At 74.8% G+C, this 15,770-nt stretch carries 15 protein-coding genes and 1 pseudogene; 10 read left to right on the top strand and 6 right to left on the bottom strand.

Annotated features, from left to right (window positions below):
* Positions 1-13: 13 nt before the first annotated feature.
* Together IE332_RS15610 and IE332_RS15605 are read right to left on the bottom strand one after the other, a co-directional pair.
* Entirely contained in the window at positions 14-730 is a 717-nt protein-coding gene (locus tag IE332_RS15610; protein WP_189916448.1) for a response regulator transcription factor, read from the bottom strand.
* A 321-nt stretch (positions 731-1,051) separates the two neighbouring features.
* The gene (locus tag IE332_RS15605) at positions 1,052-1,714 is read right to left on the bottom strand and encodes a DUF3000 domain-containing protein (RefSeq protein ID WP_189916447.1); all 663 of its coding nucleotides are present in this window, start codon (positions 1,712-1,714) and stop codon (positions 1,052-1,054) included.
* Positions 1,715-1,950: 236 nt separating this feature from the next.
* Here IE332_RS15605 and hemE point away from each other — a divergent pair, with 236 nt between their 5' ends.
* Positions 1,951-2,964: a uroporphyrinogen decarboxylase gene (hemE, locus tag IE332_RS15600; RefSeq protein ID WP_229928639.1), complete on the top strand. Its 1,014-nt coding sequence runs from the start codon at positions 1,951-1,953 to the stop codon at positions 2,962-2,964.
* Positions 2,965-3,044: 80 nt separating this feature from the next.
* Here hemE and IE332_RS15595 read toward each other — a convergent pair whose 3' ends face one another.
* Positions 3,045-3,191 carry a 2-thiouracil desulfurase family protein gene (locus IE332_RS15595; protein ID WP_189916445.1) on the bottom strand — a complete coding sequence of 49 codons (147 nt, stop codon included), beginning with the start codon at positions 3,189-3,191 and terminating at the stop codon, positions 3,045-3,047.
* A 190-nt stretch (positions 3,192-3,381) separates the two neighbouring features.
* On the opposite strand from IE332_RS15595, the gene IE332_RS15590 reads away from it, so the two are divergent.
* The 3 genes from IE332_RS15590 to hemQ are packed head-to-tail and all read left to right on the top strand — an operon-like array spanning position 3,382 to position 6,162.
* Positions 3,382-3,975 (top strand): Uma2 family endonuclease, encoded by a 594-nt coding sequence (locus tag IE332_RS15590; protein WP_189916444.1) that lies wholly within the window; start codon positions 3,382-3,384, stop codon positions 3,973-3,975.
* A gap of 34 nt (positions 3,976-4,009) precedes the next feature.
* Positions 4,010-5,440 (top strand): protoporphyrinogen oxidase, encoded by a 1,431-nt coding sequence (gene hemG, locus IE332_RS15585; protein WP_189916443.1) that lies wholly within the window; start codon positions 4,010-4,012, stop codon positions 5,438-5,440.
* Positions 5,437-6,162 (top strand): hydrogen peroxide-dependent heme synthase, encoded by a 726-nt coding sequence (gene hemQ / locus IE332_RS15580; protein WP_189916442.1) that lies wholly within the window; start codon positions 5,437-5,439, stop codon positions 6,160-6,162. Before hemG ends, hemQ begins: the two co-directional genes overlap by 4 nt.
* Before the next feature lie 144 nt (positions 6,163-6,306).
* On the opposite strand, the gene IE332_RS15575 is transcribed toward hemQ, so the two are convergent.
* From IE332_RS15575 to IE332_RS15565, 3 genes and pseudogenes are all read right to left on the bottom strand, one after another.
* On the bottom strand, positions 6,307-7,089 hold the full coding sequence (locus tag IE332_RS15575) for a TIGR04222 domain-containing membrane protein (protein ID WP_189916441.1): 783 nt from the start codon (positions 7,087-7,089) through the stop codon (positions 6,307-6,309).
* A gap of 95 nt (positions 7,090-7,184) precedes the next feature.
* On the bottom strand, positions 7,185-8,315 hold the full coding sequence (locus IE332_RS15570) for a TIGR04222 domain-containing membrane protein (protein ID WP_189916440.1): 1,131 nt from the start codon (positions 8,313-8,315) through the stop codon (positions 7,185-7,187).
* A gap of 34 nt (positions 8,316-8,349) precedes the next feature.
* A pseudogene (locus tag IE332_RS15565) lies at positions 8,350-9,650 on the bottom strand (MbnB/TglH/ChrH family RiPP precursor modification enzyme).
* A 420-nt stretch (positions 9,651-10,070) separates the two neighbouring features.
* Here IE332_RS15565 and IE332_RS15560 point away from each other — a divergent pair.
* The 6 genes from IE332_RS15560 to IE332_RS15535 all read left to right on the top strand — a co-directional run bounded on the left by IE332_RS15560 (position 10,071) and on the right by IE332_RS15535 (position 15,747).
* Positions 10,071-11,081 carry an MBL fold metallo-hydrolase gene (locus IE332_RS15560; RefSeq protein WP_189916439.1) on the top strand — a complete coding sequence of 337 codons (1,011 nt, stop codon included), beginning with the start codon at positions 10,071-10,073 and terminating at the stop codon, positions 11,079-11,081.
* Positions 11,082-11,249: 168 nt separating this feature from the next.
* Entirely contained in the window at positions 11,250-13,136 is a 1,887-nt protein-coding gene (locus IE332_RS15555; RefSeq protein WP_189916438.1) for an ATP-binding protein, read from the top strand.
* Positions 13,133-13,564, top strand: coding sequence for a roadblock/LC7 domain-containing protein (locus IE332_RS15550; protein WP_189916437.1), 432 nt, complete (start codon positions 13,133-13,135; stop codon positions 13,562-13,564). The genes IE332_RS15555 and IE332_RS15550 overlap by 4 nt, the downstream gene beginning before the upstream one ends.
* Positions 13,561-13,914, top strand: a complete 354-nt coding sequence (locus IE332_RS15545) for a DUF742 domain-containing protein (protein ID WP_189916436.1) — start codon at positions 13,561-13,563, stop codon at positions 13,912-13,914. The genes IE332_RS15550 and IE332_RS15545 overlap by 4 nt, the downstream gene beginning before the upstream one ends.
* Positions 13,915-13,996: 82 nt before the next feature.
* Positions 13,997-14,557 (top strand): GTP-binding protein, encoded by a 561-nt coding sequence (locus IE332_RS15540; RefSeq protein ID WP_189916569.1) that lies wholly within the window; start codon positions 13,997-13,999, stop codon positions 14,555-14,557.
* On the top strand, positions 14,554-15,747 hold the full coding sequence (locus IE332_RS15535; protein WP_189916435.1) for a cytochrome P450: 1,194 nt from the start codon (positions 14,554-14,556) through the stop codon (positions 15,745-15,747). Before IE332_RS15540 ends, IE332_RS15535 begins: the two co-directional genes overlap by 4 nt.
* Positions 15,748-15,770 lie beyond the last annotated feature (23 nt).

Genomic DNA, 15,770 nt, shown 5'->3' with positions numbered 1-15,770 from the left:
CGGAGCGCTGGGCTCAGTGGATGATTCCGGTGCGCAGGGCGACGGCGACCATTCCGGCGCGGTCGCCGGTGCCCAGCTTGCGGGCGATCCGGGCGAGGTGGCTCTTGACGGTGAGCGCCGACAGGCCCATCGCCACACCGATCGCCTTGTTCGACTGTCCCTCGGCGACCAGCCGCAGCACCTCGACCTCGCGGCCGGACAGCTCGCGGTAGGCGGCCTGCTGCGGGCCCGGCGCTCCGGGGGCTCCGGGGGCGCCCGGAGCGCCGACGGCGCCCGGCATGCCCGGCATCCCGGGGCGCCGCATCCGGCCGGCCAGCCCGGCGGCGCCGAGCGGCATCCCGGGGCGGCCCGGCATCGCGACGTTCGTCCGGGTGCCGGTGACCACGTAGCCCTTGACGCCGCCGGCCAGCGCGCTGCGGACCGCGCCGATGTCGTCGGCGGCGGACAGCGCCAGGCCGTTGGGCCAGCCCGCGGCGCGGGTCTCGGCGAGGATGGTCAGCCCGGAGCCGTCCGGGAGGTGGACGTCGGCGACGCAGATGTCGCGCGGGGTGGAGACCCGGGGGCGGGCCTCGGCGATCGAGGACACCTCGATCACGTCCCGGACGCCGAGCGCCCACAGGTGACGGGTGACGGTGTTTCGGACGCGGGGATCTGCGATGACCACCATGGCGGTGGGCTTGGTCGGGCGGTAGGCGACCACGTTTGCGGGGTGCTCAAGAAGGACCGACACCAGGCCTCCTGCGGGGAGTGGCGGACGGAACCCCGATGGGGGCGGTCGGAGTGTTCCGCGTTCGGAAAGGGTCACAGTCTGCTTCGGCAGCTACCGTGCCCGGCTTTAGCGAAAGATCACGATCTAGTGAGTAACAATACGGACAAATCGCGCAAATGATTGATGCGACATGCCTGGTATTCGCACAAAATCGATCAGATTCGATGCGGATCGGTCACTCTCGACCGGTTAATTGACGCAGAGCGGGTCCGAAGTCACACTCCGTCAGTCCTGGGGGTGGCGTCCGGCCGTCCCGGTGCCGTCAGGCCCGGGCGCCACCCGTCAGTGCGACCGGGGGCGTCGCCGCGCGGGCATCGGGACCACTCCACCGAGTGACGGCACCTCGGCCGGGCCCTGCGGGGCGGGCGCGGCCGGGGGCAGGCCGGCGCCGATGCAGAGCAGCTCCGCCCAGGCGGCCAGGTGCCGCTCGAAGCGCCCGTCGGCGGGCGTCCAGGAGGCCCGGATCTCGATCTCGGTCGACGAGGGGCGGTCCGCCAGGCCGCCGAAGTACTGGGACGCGCACCTGGTCACCGTGCCGGACGGCTCCGCGTACCCGGCGCCGTGTGTCTGCAGGGCGTCCATCAGCCAGGCCCAGCCGACCTCGCACAGCATCGGGTCGCCTGCCATCTCCGGCTCCAGCTCGGCCCTGGTCATCGTGACCACCCGGAACTCGCCGTTCCAGGCCTCCTGCCCGGCCGGGTCGTACAGCAGCACCAGCCGGCCGTCCGCCAGCTCCTCGCCGTCCACCTCGACCGCGGCGGTCACCGCGAAGGAGTACGGGGCCAGCCGGCGCGGAGCCGGCGCGGCGGAGAGCTGGACCTCGGGCCGCAACCGGGCCCCGTCCAGGGCCGCCACGGCAGCCCGGAACTCGTTCGGCGCCCCCTCGCGACCCGTTCCGCCACCTGCTCCGCCACCCTGCGCGGGGTGCCCTCCGACGCCTGCCATGCCCCGAAGACTAGGTCGAGAAGCCGGGTTATCGCCGCAACTTCTCTCCCAGCGGCGTGCCGGAACGGCAAACCCGGGCAGATCTTGGAGGAACCCACGAGACCGGCCGGGAAGTGCCCCCCGGGACGCGTGCGAAGATTTGACGCGTGAGCGAGACTACGGCAGACCCGACGGCGGCCACCCACGACGGCCGGACCACCCCCGCGCGCCGCGGCGCCGCGTACGACTCCGCGTTCCTGCGCGCCTGCCGGAACGAGCCGGTGCCGCACACGCCCGTCTGGTTCATGCGCCAGGCCGGCCGCTCGCTGCCCGAGTACCTGAAGGTCCGCGACGGCATCCCCATGCTGGAGTCCTGCATGCGGCCCGAGCTGGTCAAGGAGATCACCCTGCAGCCGGTGCGCCGGCACAAGGTGGACGCGGCGATCTTCTTCAGCGACATCGTGGTGCCGCTCAAGGCGGTCGGCATCGACGTCGACATCAAGCCCGGCGTCGGCCCGGTCATCGCCGACCCGATCCGCAGCTTCGAGGACCTGCGGCGGCTGCGGCCGCTGGAGCCCGACGACGTCCCCTACATCACCGAGGCCATCGGCCTGCTGGTGGACGAGCTCGGCGGGACCCCGCTGATCGGCTTCGCCGGCGCGCCGTACACGCTGGCCAGCTACCTGGTCGAGGGCGGCCCGTCCAAGAACCACGAGAACACCAAGGCCATGATGTACGGGCAGCCCGAGCTGTGGGCCGCCCTGGTGGACCGGCTCGCGGACATCACCTCGGCCTTCCTGAAGGTGCAGATCGAGGCCGGCGCCTCGGCGGTCCAGCTGTTCGACTCCTGGGTCGGCTCGCTCGCGCCGGACGACTACCGCCGCTCGGTGATGCCGGCCAGCACCAAGGTCTTCGACGCCGTCGCCGAGTACGACGTGCCGAAGATCCACTTCGGTGTCGGCACCGGCGAACTGCTCGGCCTGATGGGCCAGGCCGGCGCGGACATCGTCGGCGTCGACTGGCGGGTGCCGCTGAACGTCGCCGCCGAGCGGGTCGGCCCGGGCAAGGGCCTGCAGGGCAACCTCGACCCGGCGGTGCTGTTCGCGCCCACCGAGGTCGTGGAGGCCAAGGCCCGCGAGGTGCTGGACGCCGCCCGGGCACTCGGCACCAGCGGCCACATCTTCAACCTCGGCCACGGCGTGCTGCCGTCCATGGACCCGGACGCGCTCAGCCGCCTCGTCGCCTACGTCCACGAGGCCAGCGCGCGCTGACCCCGCGGCGGCGGGCCTCCGGCTCCGGAGGCCCGCCCCCGGCGGCGACCCCGCCCCCGCCCGCCGTAACACCCCCGCCGTCACCCCGCCCCGAGGGGGCGCAGCTCCCCGGTGAACGTCCCGTCGTACACCTGCCCGCAGCCGCAGGACGGGCTGCGCGCCATCGGCACCGCCCGCCGCGCCCCCGCCACCTCGGCGGCCGCCGGCGCCGCCCGAGCGCCGGCCAAGAACCCGCCCCCTCCGAGCCACCACCACGGCCCGCCCGGCCTCCACCAGCCGCACGGCGCCGTCGGGGCTCCTCGCCCGCCCGTCGTACCGGCAGGGGACCCCGCCAGACACGCGCTCACCACGATCGGTTCCGTAGCACACAGATTGAGCGGGGGTCCGTCGGCCCCTTGAACTCGCTATCTTGGGGGCATGAGCGAGCTGCCGGACTGGATGTACGCGCCCAGAGACGAGGGCTGGTTTGCGGATGACCTCGACCACCTGCCGCAGGCGCCGCGGCACACTGAACTGATCGATGGAGCACTGGTCTTCATGATGTCCCCCCAGCGTTGGTGGCACGGAGATGTGGTCACGGACCTGGTGTACGCGCTGCGCCGCCAGCTGCCGCCGGGATACCGGGTCGGGCGGGAGATGACGATCAAGCTCGACAAGCGGAACCGACCCGAGCCGGACGTCCTCGTCGTCAAGGCCGAATTCGATCCCGACCGCACCCAGTTCGCTCCCGACGAGGTGGCGCTGGTCGTCGAGGTCGTATCTCCGGAGTCCGCGCACCGCGACCGCACGGTCAAGGTTCGCAAGTACGCCGAGGCCGGGATTCCGCACTACTGGATCGTCGAGGAGGAGGAAGGTCTCCCGGTCGTGCACACCTTCGAGCTGGAGACGGTGACCTCCTCCTACGTCTCGGCCGGGATCTTTCGGGGGAGGCTCGAACGCCCGGTGCCGTTCCCGATCGCCATCGACCTGGACGGGCTGGTGCCGCGGAGTGCGAAGCGTGCGGGGGATTGAGGGTTCGGTGTAAAGACCTGCGAGACTGCGGGGCATGTCGGATGCGCGGGTCGTCGTCGTCGGTGGTGGGATCGCGGGGCTGGCCGCGGCCGCTTTTCTGAGCGGGGCGGCCGGGGGCGCGCCGCGGGCGCGGGTGACGCTGCTGGAGGCGTCGGGGCGGGTCGGCGGAAAGCTGTGGGGCGGGGAGGTCGGCGGGGTCCGGGTGGACCTCGGGGCCGAGTCGGTGCTGGCCCGGCGGCCGGAGGCGGTGGAGCTGGCCCGGGCGGTCGGGCTGGGGGAGGCGCTGGAGCCGCCGACCACCGCGAAGGCGGCGATCTGGACGCGCGGGGCGCTGCGGCCGCTGCCGGGCGGGCAGGTGATGGGCGTGCCGGGAGACCTGGCGGCGCTGGAGGCCTCCGGGGTGCTCAGCCCCGAGGGGCTGGAGCGGGCCCGGCACGAGGAGCCCACCGAGGTGGGCGAGGACGTCGCGATCGGGCGCTACGTCGCCGACCGGCTGGGCCGGGAGGTGGTGGACCGGCTGGTGGAGCCGCTGCTGGGCGGCGTCTACGCCGGGCGCGCCGACGAGATCTCGCTGCGCGCCGCCGTGCCGCAGCTGCTGGCGATCGCGCGCGGCGGCGGTTCGCTGGTCGAGGGCGTGCACGAGCTGGCCTCCCGGCCGCAGACGGTCGGCACCCCGGTCTTCAACGGCCTGCGCGGCGGTCTCGGCACCCTGCCGGAGGCGGTCGCCGCGGCCTGCGCCCGGGCGGGGGTGGACCTGCGGACCGACGCCCCGGTGGACGAGCTGCGCCGCACCCCCGGCGGCTGGCGGGTGGTGACCGGCGGCGAGGTGCTGCACGCGGACGCGGTCGTGCTGGCCGTGCCGGCCCCGGCCGCGGCCCGGCTGCTGCGCGCGGACGCCCCGGCGGCCGCCATCGAGCTGGACACCGTCGAGTACGCGGGCATGGCCCTGGTGACGCTGGCGTTCCGGCGCTCCGACCTGGACGTGCTCCCCGGCGGCAGCGGGTTCCTGGTGCCGCCGGTGGACGGGCGGCGGATCAAGGCGTCGACCTTCTCCTCCAACAAGTGGGGCTGGCTGGCGCGTTCCGCGCCGGACGCGTTCCTGCTGCGCACCTCGCTGGGCCGGCACCGCGAGGAGGAGGCGCTGGGCCTGCCGGACGAGGAGCTGGTGGCCCGCTCGCTGGCGGACCTGCGGGAGGCGGTCGGGCTGACCGCCCGGCCGTACGACACCTTCGTCTCGCGGTTCGCGGCCGGTCTGCCGCAGTACCCGGTGGGCCACCCGGACAGGGTGGCCCGGGCCCGGGCGGCGGCCGAGCGGGTCGGCGCGCTGGCGCTGTGCGGCGCCGCGTACGACGGGGTGGGGATTCCGGCGTGCATCGGTTCGGCCGCCACCGCGGCGGCGGCCGTCGACAGACTGTTGACCCCGGCGACCGGGGAAGGTTCCACGGAGAGGACAATGGGCGCATGACTGAGAGCGTTGAGCGGGAGCCGGAGCAGCGGCCCGAGAAGAAGAAGGCGCGCGACCTGAACCAGGTCATCCGCTACACCATGTGGTCGGTGTTCAAGCTCAAGGGCGCCCTGCCCGAGGACCGCACCGCGCTGGCCGCCGAGGTGGACGGGCTGTTCGAGCAGCTGGCCGCGAAGGACGTGACCGTGCGCGGCACGTACGACGTCTCCGGTCTGCGCGCGGACGCCGACATCATGGTCTGGTGGCACGCCGAGGACTCGGACGACCTGCAGGAGGCGTACAACCGCTTCCGCCGCACCGCTCTGGGCCGGGAGCTGGAGCCGGTCTGGTCGAACATGGCGCTGCACCGCCCGGCCGAGTTCAACAAGTCGCACATCCCGGCCTTCCTGGCCGACGAGCGCGCGCGCGACTACGTCTGCGTGTACCCGTTCGTGCGCTCCTACGAGTGGTACCTGCTGCCGGACGAGGAGCGGCGCGCGATGCTCGCCGAGCACGGCAAGATGGCGCGCGGCTACCCGGACGTGCGGGCCAACACGGTGGCCTCGTTCGCGCTCGGCGACTACGAGTGGCTGCTCGCCTTCGAGGCGGACGAACTGCACCGGATCGTCGACCTGATGCGCGACCTGCGCCCCTCCCGGGCCCGGCTGCACGTCCGCGAGGAGGTGCCGTTCTTCACCGGCCGCCGCAAGCCGGTCGCCGAGCTGCTCAACGGCCTGGTCTGAGCGACGCGACACGGCCCGGTCCGGCCCGGCCCGAGCGACCGCGGTCCCCTTCGGAGGCCGGTTCCCCCCTGTACGGGCGGGGAGCCGGCCTCCGGCGTCGTTACGGCTACGGGCGAGGCCCGGCCGGACCCGCCCCGGCTCCGGTCAGGTGCGGTGGGGGCGGAGGGCGGCGCGCAGGCGGGCGTCGGGGAGGACGGCGGGGCCGTTCATGGCGACGGCGGTGAGCAGTTCGCGTTCCTCGTCGTCGGCGAGGCCGCGCTGGCGGGTGGGGCGGACCTCGCGCAGCACCTCCTGGCCGATCGGGGAGGCCCAGCGGGTGTAGGGGTAGACGTCGACCCGGGCCATCAGCAGGGTGCCCGAGGTGAGCACCAGCGGCAGCGAGAACCAGGCGAGCGGGGCGACGGTGTCACCGCCGGTGAAGCCGCTGAGGGCGAGTGAGGCGGCCAGCAGGAGCAGGGACAGCAGCAGCGCGTGCCGGACCTGCCGGACCACCACGACGGTGTTGCGCTGCACCAGGGCCGGGGTGGCCAGGCCGGCCAGCGCGAGCCGGGCGCCGATCTCCAGCACCGTGGGGTGCTCGGCCATCGCCCGGCGCAGCTCGTCGGTGCGGCACTGGCCCTCGGGGCCGACGGTGGCGATGACCGCCCGTTCCAGCCGGCTGCGGCCCTTGGGGTCGACGACGGTGGTCCAGCCGGTGTGCGCCAGGTGGAGGCGGCCCCGGCCGGCCATCAGGACGAGGGCGAGCTCGACCACCCGGTCCGGGCCGCCGGCCAGGTAGGCGGTCTCGTACAGCCCGATGCCGACGGCTTCCGGGGGGCGTAGCCCGTCCTGGTCGGTGAGGGCGTCGGCGGTGGCGGTCATCCGGACCAGCCGGAGGCAGGAGAGCACTGCCGCGACACAGGCCGGTATCAGGAACAGCAACCACATGGCCTTGTTGTATGCCGGGCCCGATGGCGCGGGGAACGAGTTCCCGGTCCGCGATACCGAACTGTGACGTCGGCGGCGCCGCCGGCCGCGGCCCGTCAGGAGCCGCAGCCGCCCCCGCCGCAGCTCGATCCGCAGCTGGAGGAGGACGAGGACCCGCAGCTGGAGGACGAGGACGAGCCGCAGCTGGAGGACGACGAGGACCCGCAGCTGGAGGACGAGGACGAGCCACAGCTGGAGGAGGACGAGCCGCAGCCGCTGCTCCCGCCGCAGCCGGAGGACCCGGAGTCGGAGGAGGAGCCGCACCAGGAGTCGGAGCCACCGGAGGAGCACGACGAGGAGGACGCGGAGGAGCACGAGGACGAGGAAGAGGAGGACGACGACGAGGACGAACCCGAGGAGTTCGAACCGTACGAGGCGGCGGCGGCCTGCCGCATCGCCTCCTCCTCGGCCGCCCCGGCCAGCATCGCGGCCTCCAGCTCCTGGTTGTCCAGTCCGGCGGCGGCCAGCCCGCCGAGCGCGAGCGCGCCGAGCAGCGCGCCGCCGGCCAGCGCGGGCGGGAAGCCCGAGTGGGGCGTCCACGGCGAGCCGGCCATCAGGGACAGCTGCTGCCTCCCGGCCGGGGTGATCCGGCCCTTGGCGGGCCTCGTGGCGAGCAGCGTGACGAGGCCGCCGACCACCAGGACGGCGGGGACCGTGAGGTCGGGGCGCTCGTGGCCGTAGGCGCCGTCGTCGATCACCTCGGCGGCCACCGCGAAGGCCACCACGACGAGCAGCGCGAGCCAGAGCAGCCGACGGGCGGTGCGGGCCCGCCGCAGCCGCTCGGGGCGGCGCAGCAGGCCGCGGTCGGCGAGCCGGTCGCCGATCTCCTGGACGGCGGCGGAGCGCATCACCATCCGGCGCAGCGGGGCGATCTCGCGGCTTCCGGTGGGGCCGACGGCGTCGTGGATCGCCTGGTCGACCGCGTCGTACGGTTGGCCGCCGGTGAGCGTGACCAGGCCGGAGCGGCTGATCACCACCTGCTCGCCCAGGTGCATCCGGACCAGCGCGGTGTCGAAGACCCGGCCCGGTCCGCCGGCCAGGAAGGCGGCGTCGAGCAGCGGCAGGCCGCGGCCGGGCAGGCCCTTGGCGTAGCGGACCTTGGCGACGTGCTGCCGGGCCTGGACGGCGAACAGGGCGGCGGCCACCAGCAGGACGGTTGGGACGGTGAAGTAACTGTTGTGCCACATGGGCGGTTCCCCCGGAAAAGACGATGGGTCGTGACTAGCGGCGCAGGGCCCGGCGCAGTCGCGCGAGCGGGCCGGACGGCCGTACGGGTGCCGGGCGGAGCCACTGCTCCAGGGCCCGGCGGTGGTCGGCGGCGAGCGGGCCGCCTTCGGTGAGCACCCACTGGGCGAAGGCCCGGGCGTCGGCGCGGTAGCCGCCGGTCTGCGGGTGGGTGCGGGCGTACGCGAGGAAGAGCGGCCCGTACCGCTCCCCGAGCAGGCGGGGAAGGTCCGGGGCCACCTTGGCGGTGGTGCCGCGCCGCTTGGCGGCGAGGCCGGTGGACTGGGCGCGGACCTGCGCCGGGTCGAAGCCGGGCGGGACGGGTCCGCCGGCCACCAGGGCGGCCAGCAGCTCCTCCTGGCGCCGGGCCAGCCGCTGCCGGGCGGCGGCGAGGTCCTGGTCGTCGGCGGGGGCCTGGGCCGTGATCCGGTCGCTCATCGCCGGGTGCTCCCCTCCAGCACCCGGCGGATGGCGTCCAGTTCACCGGCCAGCTCGCTGGGCGGCGGGAAGTCGGCGTCCCGCTCCAGCAGGACGCCGGGCGGTGCGACCCGGGCGCAGAGCTCGGCCAGCACCTCCAGCACCGGTTCGGTGACCGGGTGGGCGTGGGTGTCGTGCCAGACGCCGTCGACCGTGGTGCCGCCAGCGACGTGCACGTAGGCGAGCGCCTCCAGCGGCAGCCGGTCGAGTTCGGCGGCCGGGTCGATGCCGAGGTTGACCCGGTTGGTGTGCAGGTTGGCGACGTCGATCAGCAGCCGGACGCCGGTCCGCGCGACCAGCTCGGCGAGGAACTCGCCCTCGGTGAACTCGTCGTCCGGCCAGGCGAGTTGGGCGGCTATGTTCTCCAGGGCGAGCGGTGCCGGGAGCTGCTCCTGGGCGATCCGGACGTTCTCGGCGATCACCCGCAGCGAGTCCCGGGTGCGGGGGACGGGCAGCAGGTGCCCGGCCTCCAGGCCGCCGGCCCGGACGAAGGCCAGGTGTTCGGTGACCAGCGGGGAGCCGAGCGCCAGCGCGGTGTCGGCGAGCTTGGCGAGCCGGGCGGGGTCGGGCAGTGCGGCGCCGCCGAGGCCGAGGCCGACGCCGTGCGGGACGACGGTGACGCCGCGTTCGCGCAGCACCGTCAGGGATTCGGGCAGGTGGCCGGCGCAGATGTTCTCGGCGACCACTTCGACCCAGTCCAGGCCGGGTTGGCGCTCGACCACGGTGTCGATCTCGGCGCGCCAGCCGAGGCCGACGCCCAGGCGGGTGGCGGCGGGGCCGCCGGTGGCCCGTGCGGGCAGGTCCAGGGCAGGGGAAGTCATCGGTTCGCCCCCTTCGGAGGGCTGGGGTGGGAACGGCCGTCGGGTGGTGCGGGCGTCGTCGCCAGGACCGCGCGGCCGTGTTGCTGAGGATGTCCCCGGGCGGGGAGGCTGCCAAGCCTCGCCCGGTCTTCTCAGAGCATTATTTGAGCTTGCCACCACGGTGATCAGGGACTTTGGTCCCCAGCTGCGACCATTTCCGCAGGTGGAGTGCCCCATCGGCGGCAAAATCGAAAGCGCCGGCCGTGCGCACGCGGTTAGTCCGGCCGCCCGGGCCGTCCACGACCTGTCCCGATCAGTGAGACAATTGGTCTCGACCACAGGGTGCGAATCCGGACAGCCCGGGAGGGACCGGGTCATGAACTCCGCGCGTTCGTACAGGTTTTGCCCCGCCCTTGACGCATCATGGGCATAATCGCGCACATGACGATCAACCGTGCGAACGTGAGCGCGATTGCCGAGGACCTGTACGTGTGGCTCCCCCCGAAGCGGGGCTGGGGCCTGGCCAACTGCGGCCTGCTGGCCTCCGAGACGACCGCGCTCTGGATCGACACGCCGTACGACCCCTCGATGGCCGGGGAGTTCCTCGCCGCGAGCCGCCGGCTGCTGCCCGCCGGCGTCGAGATCGACCGGGTCGTCGTCACCCACGCCAACGGCGACCACCTGTGGGGCGCCGGGGTCGTGCCGGACGCCGAGGTGATCGCCACCCGCGAGGCCCTGGAGCACATCCACTGGGAGCCCACCCCGCAGCAGCAGCACGCCCTGGTCAACGGCAGCGACCCGGACTCGCTGCTCGGCGGCTACCTCAAGGAGCACTTCGGCCGGTTCGACTGGTCCGCCACCGAGCCCGTTCAGCCGGACACCGTCTTCACCGGTGAGCTGGAGCTGCGGGTCGGACGCTACCCCGTGCGGATCACCAGCCTGCCCGCCGCGCACACCGGCGGCGACCTGATGGTCCACCTCCCGCACCAGCGCGCGGTGTTCACCGGCGACGTGATCTTCTCCTCGACGCCCGAGCAGCCCGGCGACCACCCCTCGCACTGGGCCGGCCCGCTGGAGAACATCATCGGCGCCTGCGAACAGGCCCTGGCCACCGGCGCGGAGATCTTCGTCCCCGGGCACGGCCCGGTCCTCGACCGCGCCGGCGTCCAGGAGCACATCGGCTACCTCGCGTACGTCCGGGAGCGCGCCCACACCCTGCACGCCGCCGGGATACCCGCGCTGGACGCCGCCCGGCGGGTGATCGCCGAACAGCGCCACCCCGAGCTCGGCCTGCCCGAGCGGCTGGTGCTCACCGTCGCCGCCGAGTACCGGCACCTGGACGGCACCGAGGCACCCGGCGTGCTGGACGCCATGGGGCAGGTCGCCCTGGTCGCCCGGGAACTGACCGAGGACACCGCCCGGATCCCGCGCCCGCGCACGGCCGGGAGCTGACGACCCGAGCTGACGCCCGGAGTTGATGCCCGGAGTTGATGCCCCGAGCTGACACCCGGAGCCGGCGCCCCGAGCCGACGCCCGTACGGATCCCGAGCCCCCGCCCGCCCCGGCCGGCCCACCCACCCACCCGGCCGGCCCGCCCCGTCCGCACCCCCGAGGACTCCGATGACGCAGATCGCGCTGATCGCCCTGGCGCTGGTCGCCGCCGTGGCCGCGGCCGTGCTCGCCCGTGCCCGCGCGGCGGCCGGTGCCCGGGCGGCGACCGCCGAGACCGCGCTCACCCGGAGCGAGGAGCGCGCCCGGGTCGCCGAGGGCCGGCTCGCCCGCGCCGAGCAGCAGCTGCGCGAGGCGCAGGAGAACGTCCGGCGCGCCGTCGAGGACGCCCGCCGGGTCGAGGGCCTCGCCCGGGCCGCCGAGGACGCCTCCCGCGCCGCGCACGACGCCGCCCGGGCCGCCGAGGACGCCGCCCGGGACACCGCCCAGCAGGGCGCCGCCGCGGCCGCCCGCGCCGAGGAGGCCGACCGCCGCGCCGCCGCCGCCGAGGCGCGCACCGCCGCCCTGTTCGCCGAGATCGGCCACCTCGCCCAGGAGCGGGTGGCCGCCACCGCCGTCCGGCTCACCCACACCAACGCCCCGCTGGTCGGCCCGCTCGACCCGCCGGCCGTCGGCCCGGAGGCCGTCCGGGCGCTGCAGTCCGTCCTGGACGCCACCGCCACCGCCCTCGCCGACGAGCGCGAACGGGTGGACGCCGCCGCCCGCGCCGCCATGCGCGGCGCCACCTCCCGGATCCAGACCCTGCTGTACCAGATCCAGAGCCTGGTCCAGCAGCTGCAGCACGACAACGACGACCCCCGGCTGCTGGAGGTCGACTTCCGCAACGAGGTCGCGCTGCGCCGGATCCAGACCGTCGCCGTGCTCTGCGAGGCCTGGCCCGGCCTGGCCCGCACCGACTCGCCGCTCGCCGAGGTGGTCGTCGGCGCGCTCTCCCGGGTGCCCGGCTACGCCCGGATCAAGGTCGCCAACCACCTGCGGGAGCAGCGGCTCGCGGTGGTCGCCCGGGCCGCCGAGCCGATCGCCGTCACCATCGCCGAGCTGCTCGCCAACGCCACCGCCTACTCGCACCCGGAGACCGACGTCCCGGTCACCGTCCAGCAGGGCGGCCGCGGCGCGCTGGTCATCATCGACGACAGCGGCATCGGCATGGACGAGGACCAGCTGCGCCGCGCCCGCCGACTGCTCGCCGGCCCGCCGGACCTGCTGCTCACCGAGCTCGGCAACCCGCCCAAGACCGGCTTCGCGGTGGTCGGCAAGCTGGCCCGTCAGTACGGCTTCTCCTGCCACATCGAGCCCTCGCCGTACGGCGGCATGCGGACCATCCTGCGGATCCCGGCCGGGCTGGTGACCGTCGTCGACGACGGGCAGCCGCTCTCGGTGCTCACCCCGCTGCCGCTGCGGGCCGGCACCGGACCGGCCCCCGCGCCCACCGTCGCCGCCGTCCCGCCGATGCGCGACGCCGACGAGCAGGACGGCCCGCAGCTCGCCGACCGCCACCACCAGCCGGGCCCGCACCCGGCCCCGGCCATCCACGTGGTGCCCGACCCGGGCGGGGAGGCGACGGTGGCGGACCCCGTGACCGCCGCGAACCGGGCGGACGCCACGGTGGATTCCCCGGCGGACGACGGCAGCGGCCTGCCCACCCGGCGCCGCCGCCGCCCGCTGGCCGCCGAGGAGCCGGAGGCGCCCGCGACCCCCGCCGTCCCCGCCGTCCCCGCCGCCGGACGCACCCCCGAGCGCGCCGCCGCCCACTGGCAGGCGCTGCAGCGGGGCACCGACTCCGGCCGGGCCGCCGTGGCGCGGGCCGCCTCCGAGTCCGGCGGCCGCGACGGCGTCGCCACCCGGGGCAGCGGCACCACCGAACACAGCGACACCACCCCAGGCGACACCACCCCCGGCCGCCCCACCGGTGACCACACCGCCGGTGACCACACCGCCGGTGACCACACCACCGGCCCCACGACCGTTCCGACGCCCTTAGAAGGAGCCGAGCAGTGAGCAGCACGCCCAGCCCGACCGCCACCGACGAGATCTCGTGGGTGCTGACCCCGCTGCTGGAGCTGCCGGGGGTGCTGCACGCGGTCATCGCCACCGGCGACGGCCTGGTCGAGGGCGCCTCGGACGGCCTGGAACGGGCCTCCGCCGAACGGGTCGCCGCGATGACCGCGACCGTGCACGCCGCCGCCCGGGCGTTCACCACCGCGTTCACCGACGCCGAACGGCCGCGACTGGCCCAGACCGTGGTGGAGTCGGACCTCGGCTACGCGATCGTCGTGCCCGCCGGGGAGAACACCTCGCTCGCCGTGTTCACCACCCCGGACGCCCAACTCGGCAACGTCTCCTACCAGATGCAGGTACAGGTCGCCGCCCTGGGCCGCGCGCTCGCGAGCCCGTCCCGGCGGCAGGACGACACCGTCCGGTCATGACCGCCGTACCCCGCAGGCGGATGGTGCCCGCCTACCTGGCCACCGGCGGCCGCAGCCGCCCCGGCGGCGAGGGCTTCGAGCGGCTGACCGTCCTGTTCGCCGACCGGGCCGAACCGCCGACCGGGCTCGAAACCGAACACCGCCGGCTCTGGGACCTGCTGCGCCCCGGCGCGCTGACCGTGGTGGAGGCCGCCGCGCACCTGCGCCTGCCCGTCAGCGCCACCGTCTTCCTCGCGGCCGATCTGGTCGAGGCGGGCTGCCTGCGCGCCCGGGCGCCGATCCCGCCCGCCCAGCAGACCGACCGCTCCATCGTCGAGAGGCTCCTCGTTGGACTCCGTGCGCTCCGGTGACCCTGCCGGTGACCCGCCGTCCGGCCCGTCGGGCGACCCGTCCGGCCGGGTCGGCTACCTGCCCGACCGGGACCAGACGCTGATGAAGCTGGTGGTCGCCGGCCCGTTCGGGGTCGGCAAGACCACGCTGATCCGCACCCTCTCGGAGATCGCCACCCTGCACACCGAGGAGGCGATGACCGAGACCGGACGGCCGGTGGACGACCTGGCCGGCCTGCCCGAGAAGACCACGACCACCGTCGCCGTGGACTTCGGGCGGCTGACCCTGCCCGGCAACGTCGTGCTCTACATGTTCGGCACCCCCGGCCAGCGCCGCTTCTTCCCGCTCTGGCAGGACATCGCCCGCGGCGCGCTGGGCGCCCTGGTGCTCGCCGACACCCGCCGGCTGGCCGACTCCTTCGAGATCATGGACATGGTCGAGGAGCAGGGGCTGCCGTACGCCGTCGCCGTCAACCGCTTCCCGGACGCGCCGGTCCACCCGGAAGAGGTGCTCCGCGCCCACCTGGACCTGCACCCCGCCACCCCGCTGCTGCTCTGCGACGCCCGCGAGCGCGAGGCCAGCCTGGACGCGCTGATCGCGCTGGCCGAGCACGTCCTCGACGCCCTGCCCGCCGCCTCCCCCGCCACCCAGGAGCGCTCGTGACCGTCGAGACCCGTCCGACCCCGATCCACGGCCCGGCCTTCGCCGCGGACCCCCAGCTGGTGTACGAGCGGCTGCGCCGGCACGGCCCGGTCGCCCCGGTGGAGATCGCGCCGGGCGTGGAGGCGCTGCTGGTCACCGACTACCAGGCCGCGCTGGACCTGCTGCGGGACAGCGACACCTTTTCCAAGGACTCCCGCGCCTGGCAGCGGACCCTCCCGCCGGACTCCCCGCTGCTGCCGGTGCTCGGCTACCGCCCGACCGCCCTGTTCAGCGACGGCGACACGCATGCCCGCTACCGCGCGGTGATCACCGACGCCCTCGCCCTGTTCGAACCGCACCGGCTGCAGCGGCAGGTCGCCGAGACCGCCCACCGGCTGATCGACCGCTTCGCCGCCGTCGGCCGCGCCGACCTGATCGCCGAGTACGCCCGGCAGGTGCCCGCCTCGGTGCTCACCACCTGGTTCGGTGTGCCCGAGGAGCAGCACGCCGAGGTGGTCGCCGCGATCACCGGGCTGATCGAGTCCGGCGCGCAGGCCGGCGCCGCGTACGGCAAGCTCCTCGCGGTGGTCACCGCCATGGTCGCCGAGCGCCGCGAGCGCCCCCGGCACGACCTCGCCTCCTGGTTCGTCACCCACCCGGTCGGGCTGGACGAGGACGAGGCGATCCGGCAGATCAGCCTGACCATGATCGCCGGGCACGAGCCGACCACCAACCTGATCGGCAACGCCCTGCTGCGGCTGCTCACCGACGCCCGCTACGCCGGCTCGCTGTTCGGCGGCGCGATGACCGCCCACCAGGCGATCGACGAGGTGCTCTGGCACGAGCCGCCGCTGGCCAACCTCTCCGCCCACTACCCCCGCTACGACACCGTCCTGCACGGCCGCGAGATCAAGGCCGGCTCCCTCGTCCTGGTCTCGTACGCGGCCGCCAACTCGCAGGCCGCGCCGCCCACCGACGGGAGCGAGCTGCGCAGCGGCGAGAGCGCCCACCTGGCCTGGGCGGCCGGCCCGCACGCCTGCCCGGCCCGCGACCCGGCCCTGCTGATCGCGATCACCGCGATCGAGCAGCTGGGCAGCCGCCTCAGCGACCTCGAACTCGCTACCCCGGCAGCAGAGTTGCTCTGGCGCCCGGGCCCCTTCCACCGCGCCCTGGTCCACCTCCCGGTCCGCTTCGAACCGGCCGCCCCCTGACGCCGCACAGGAAGTCGGTCGAA

The sequence above is a fragment of the Kitasatospora xanthocidica genome, assembly GCF_014656195.1.
In the GTDB taxonomy this organism is placed as follows: Bacteria; Actinomycetota; Actinomycetes; order Streptomycetales; family Streptomycetaceae; genus Kitasatospora; species Kitasatospora xanthocidica.
The sequence above is the reverse complement of the archived record's forward strand: the minus strand, read 5'-3'. Positions and strand labels throughout refer to the sequence as shown.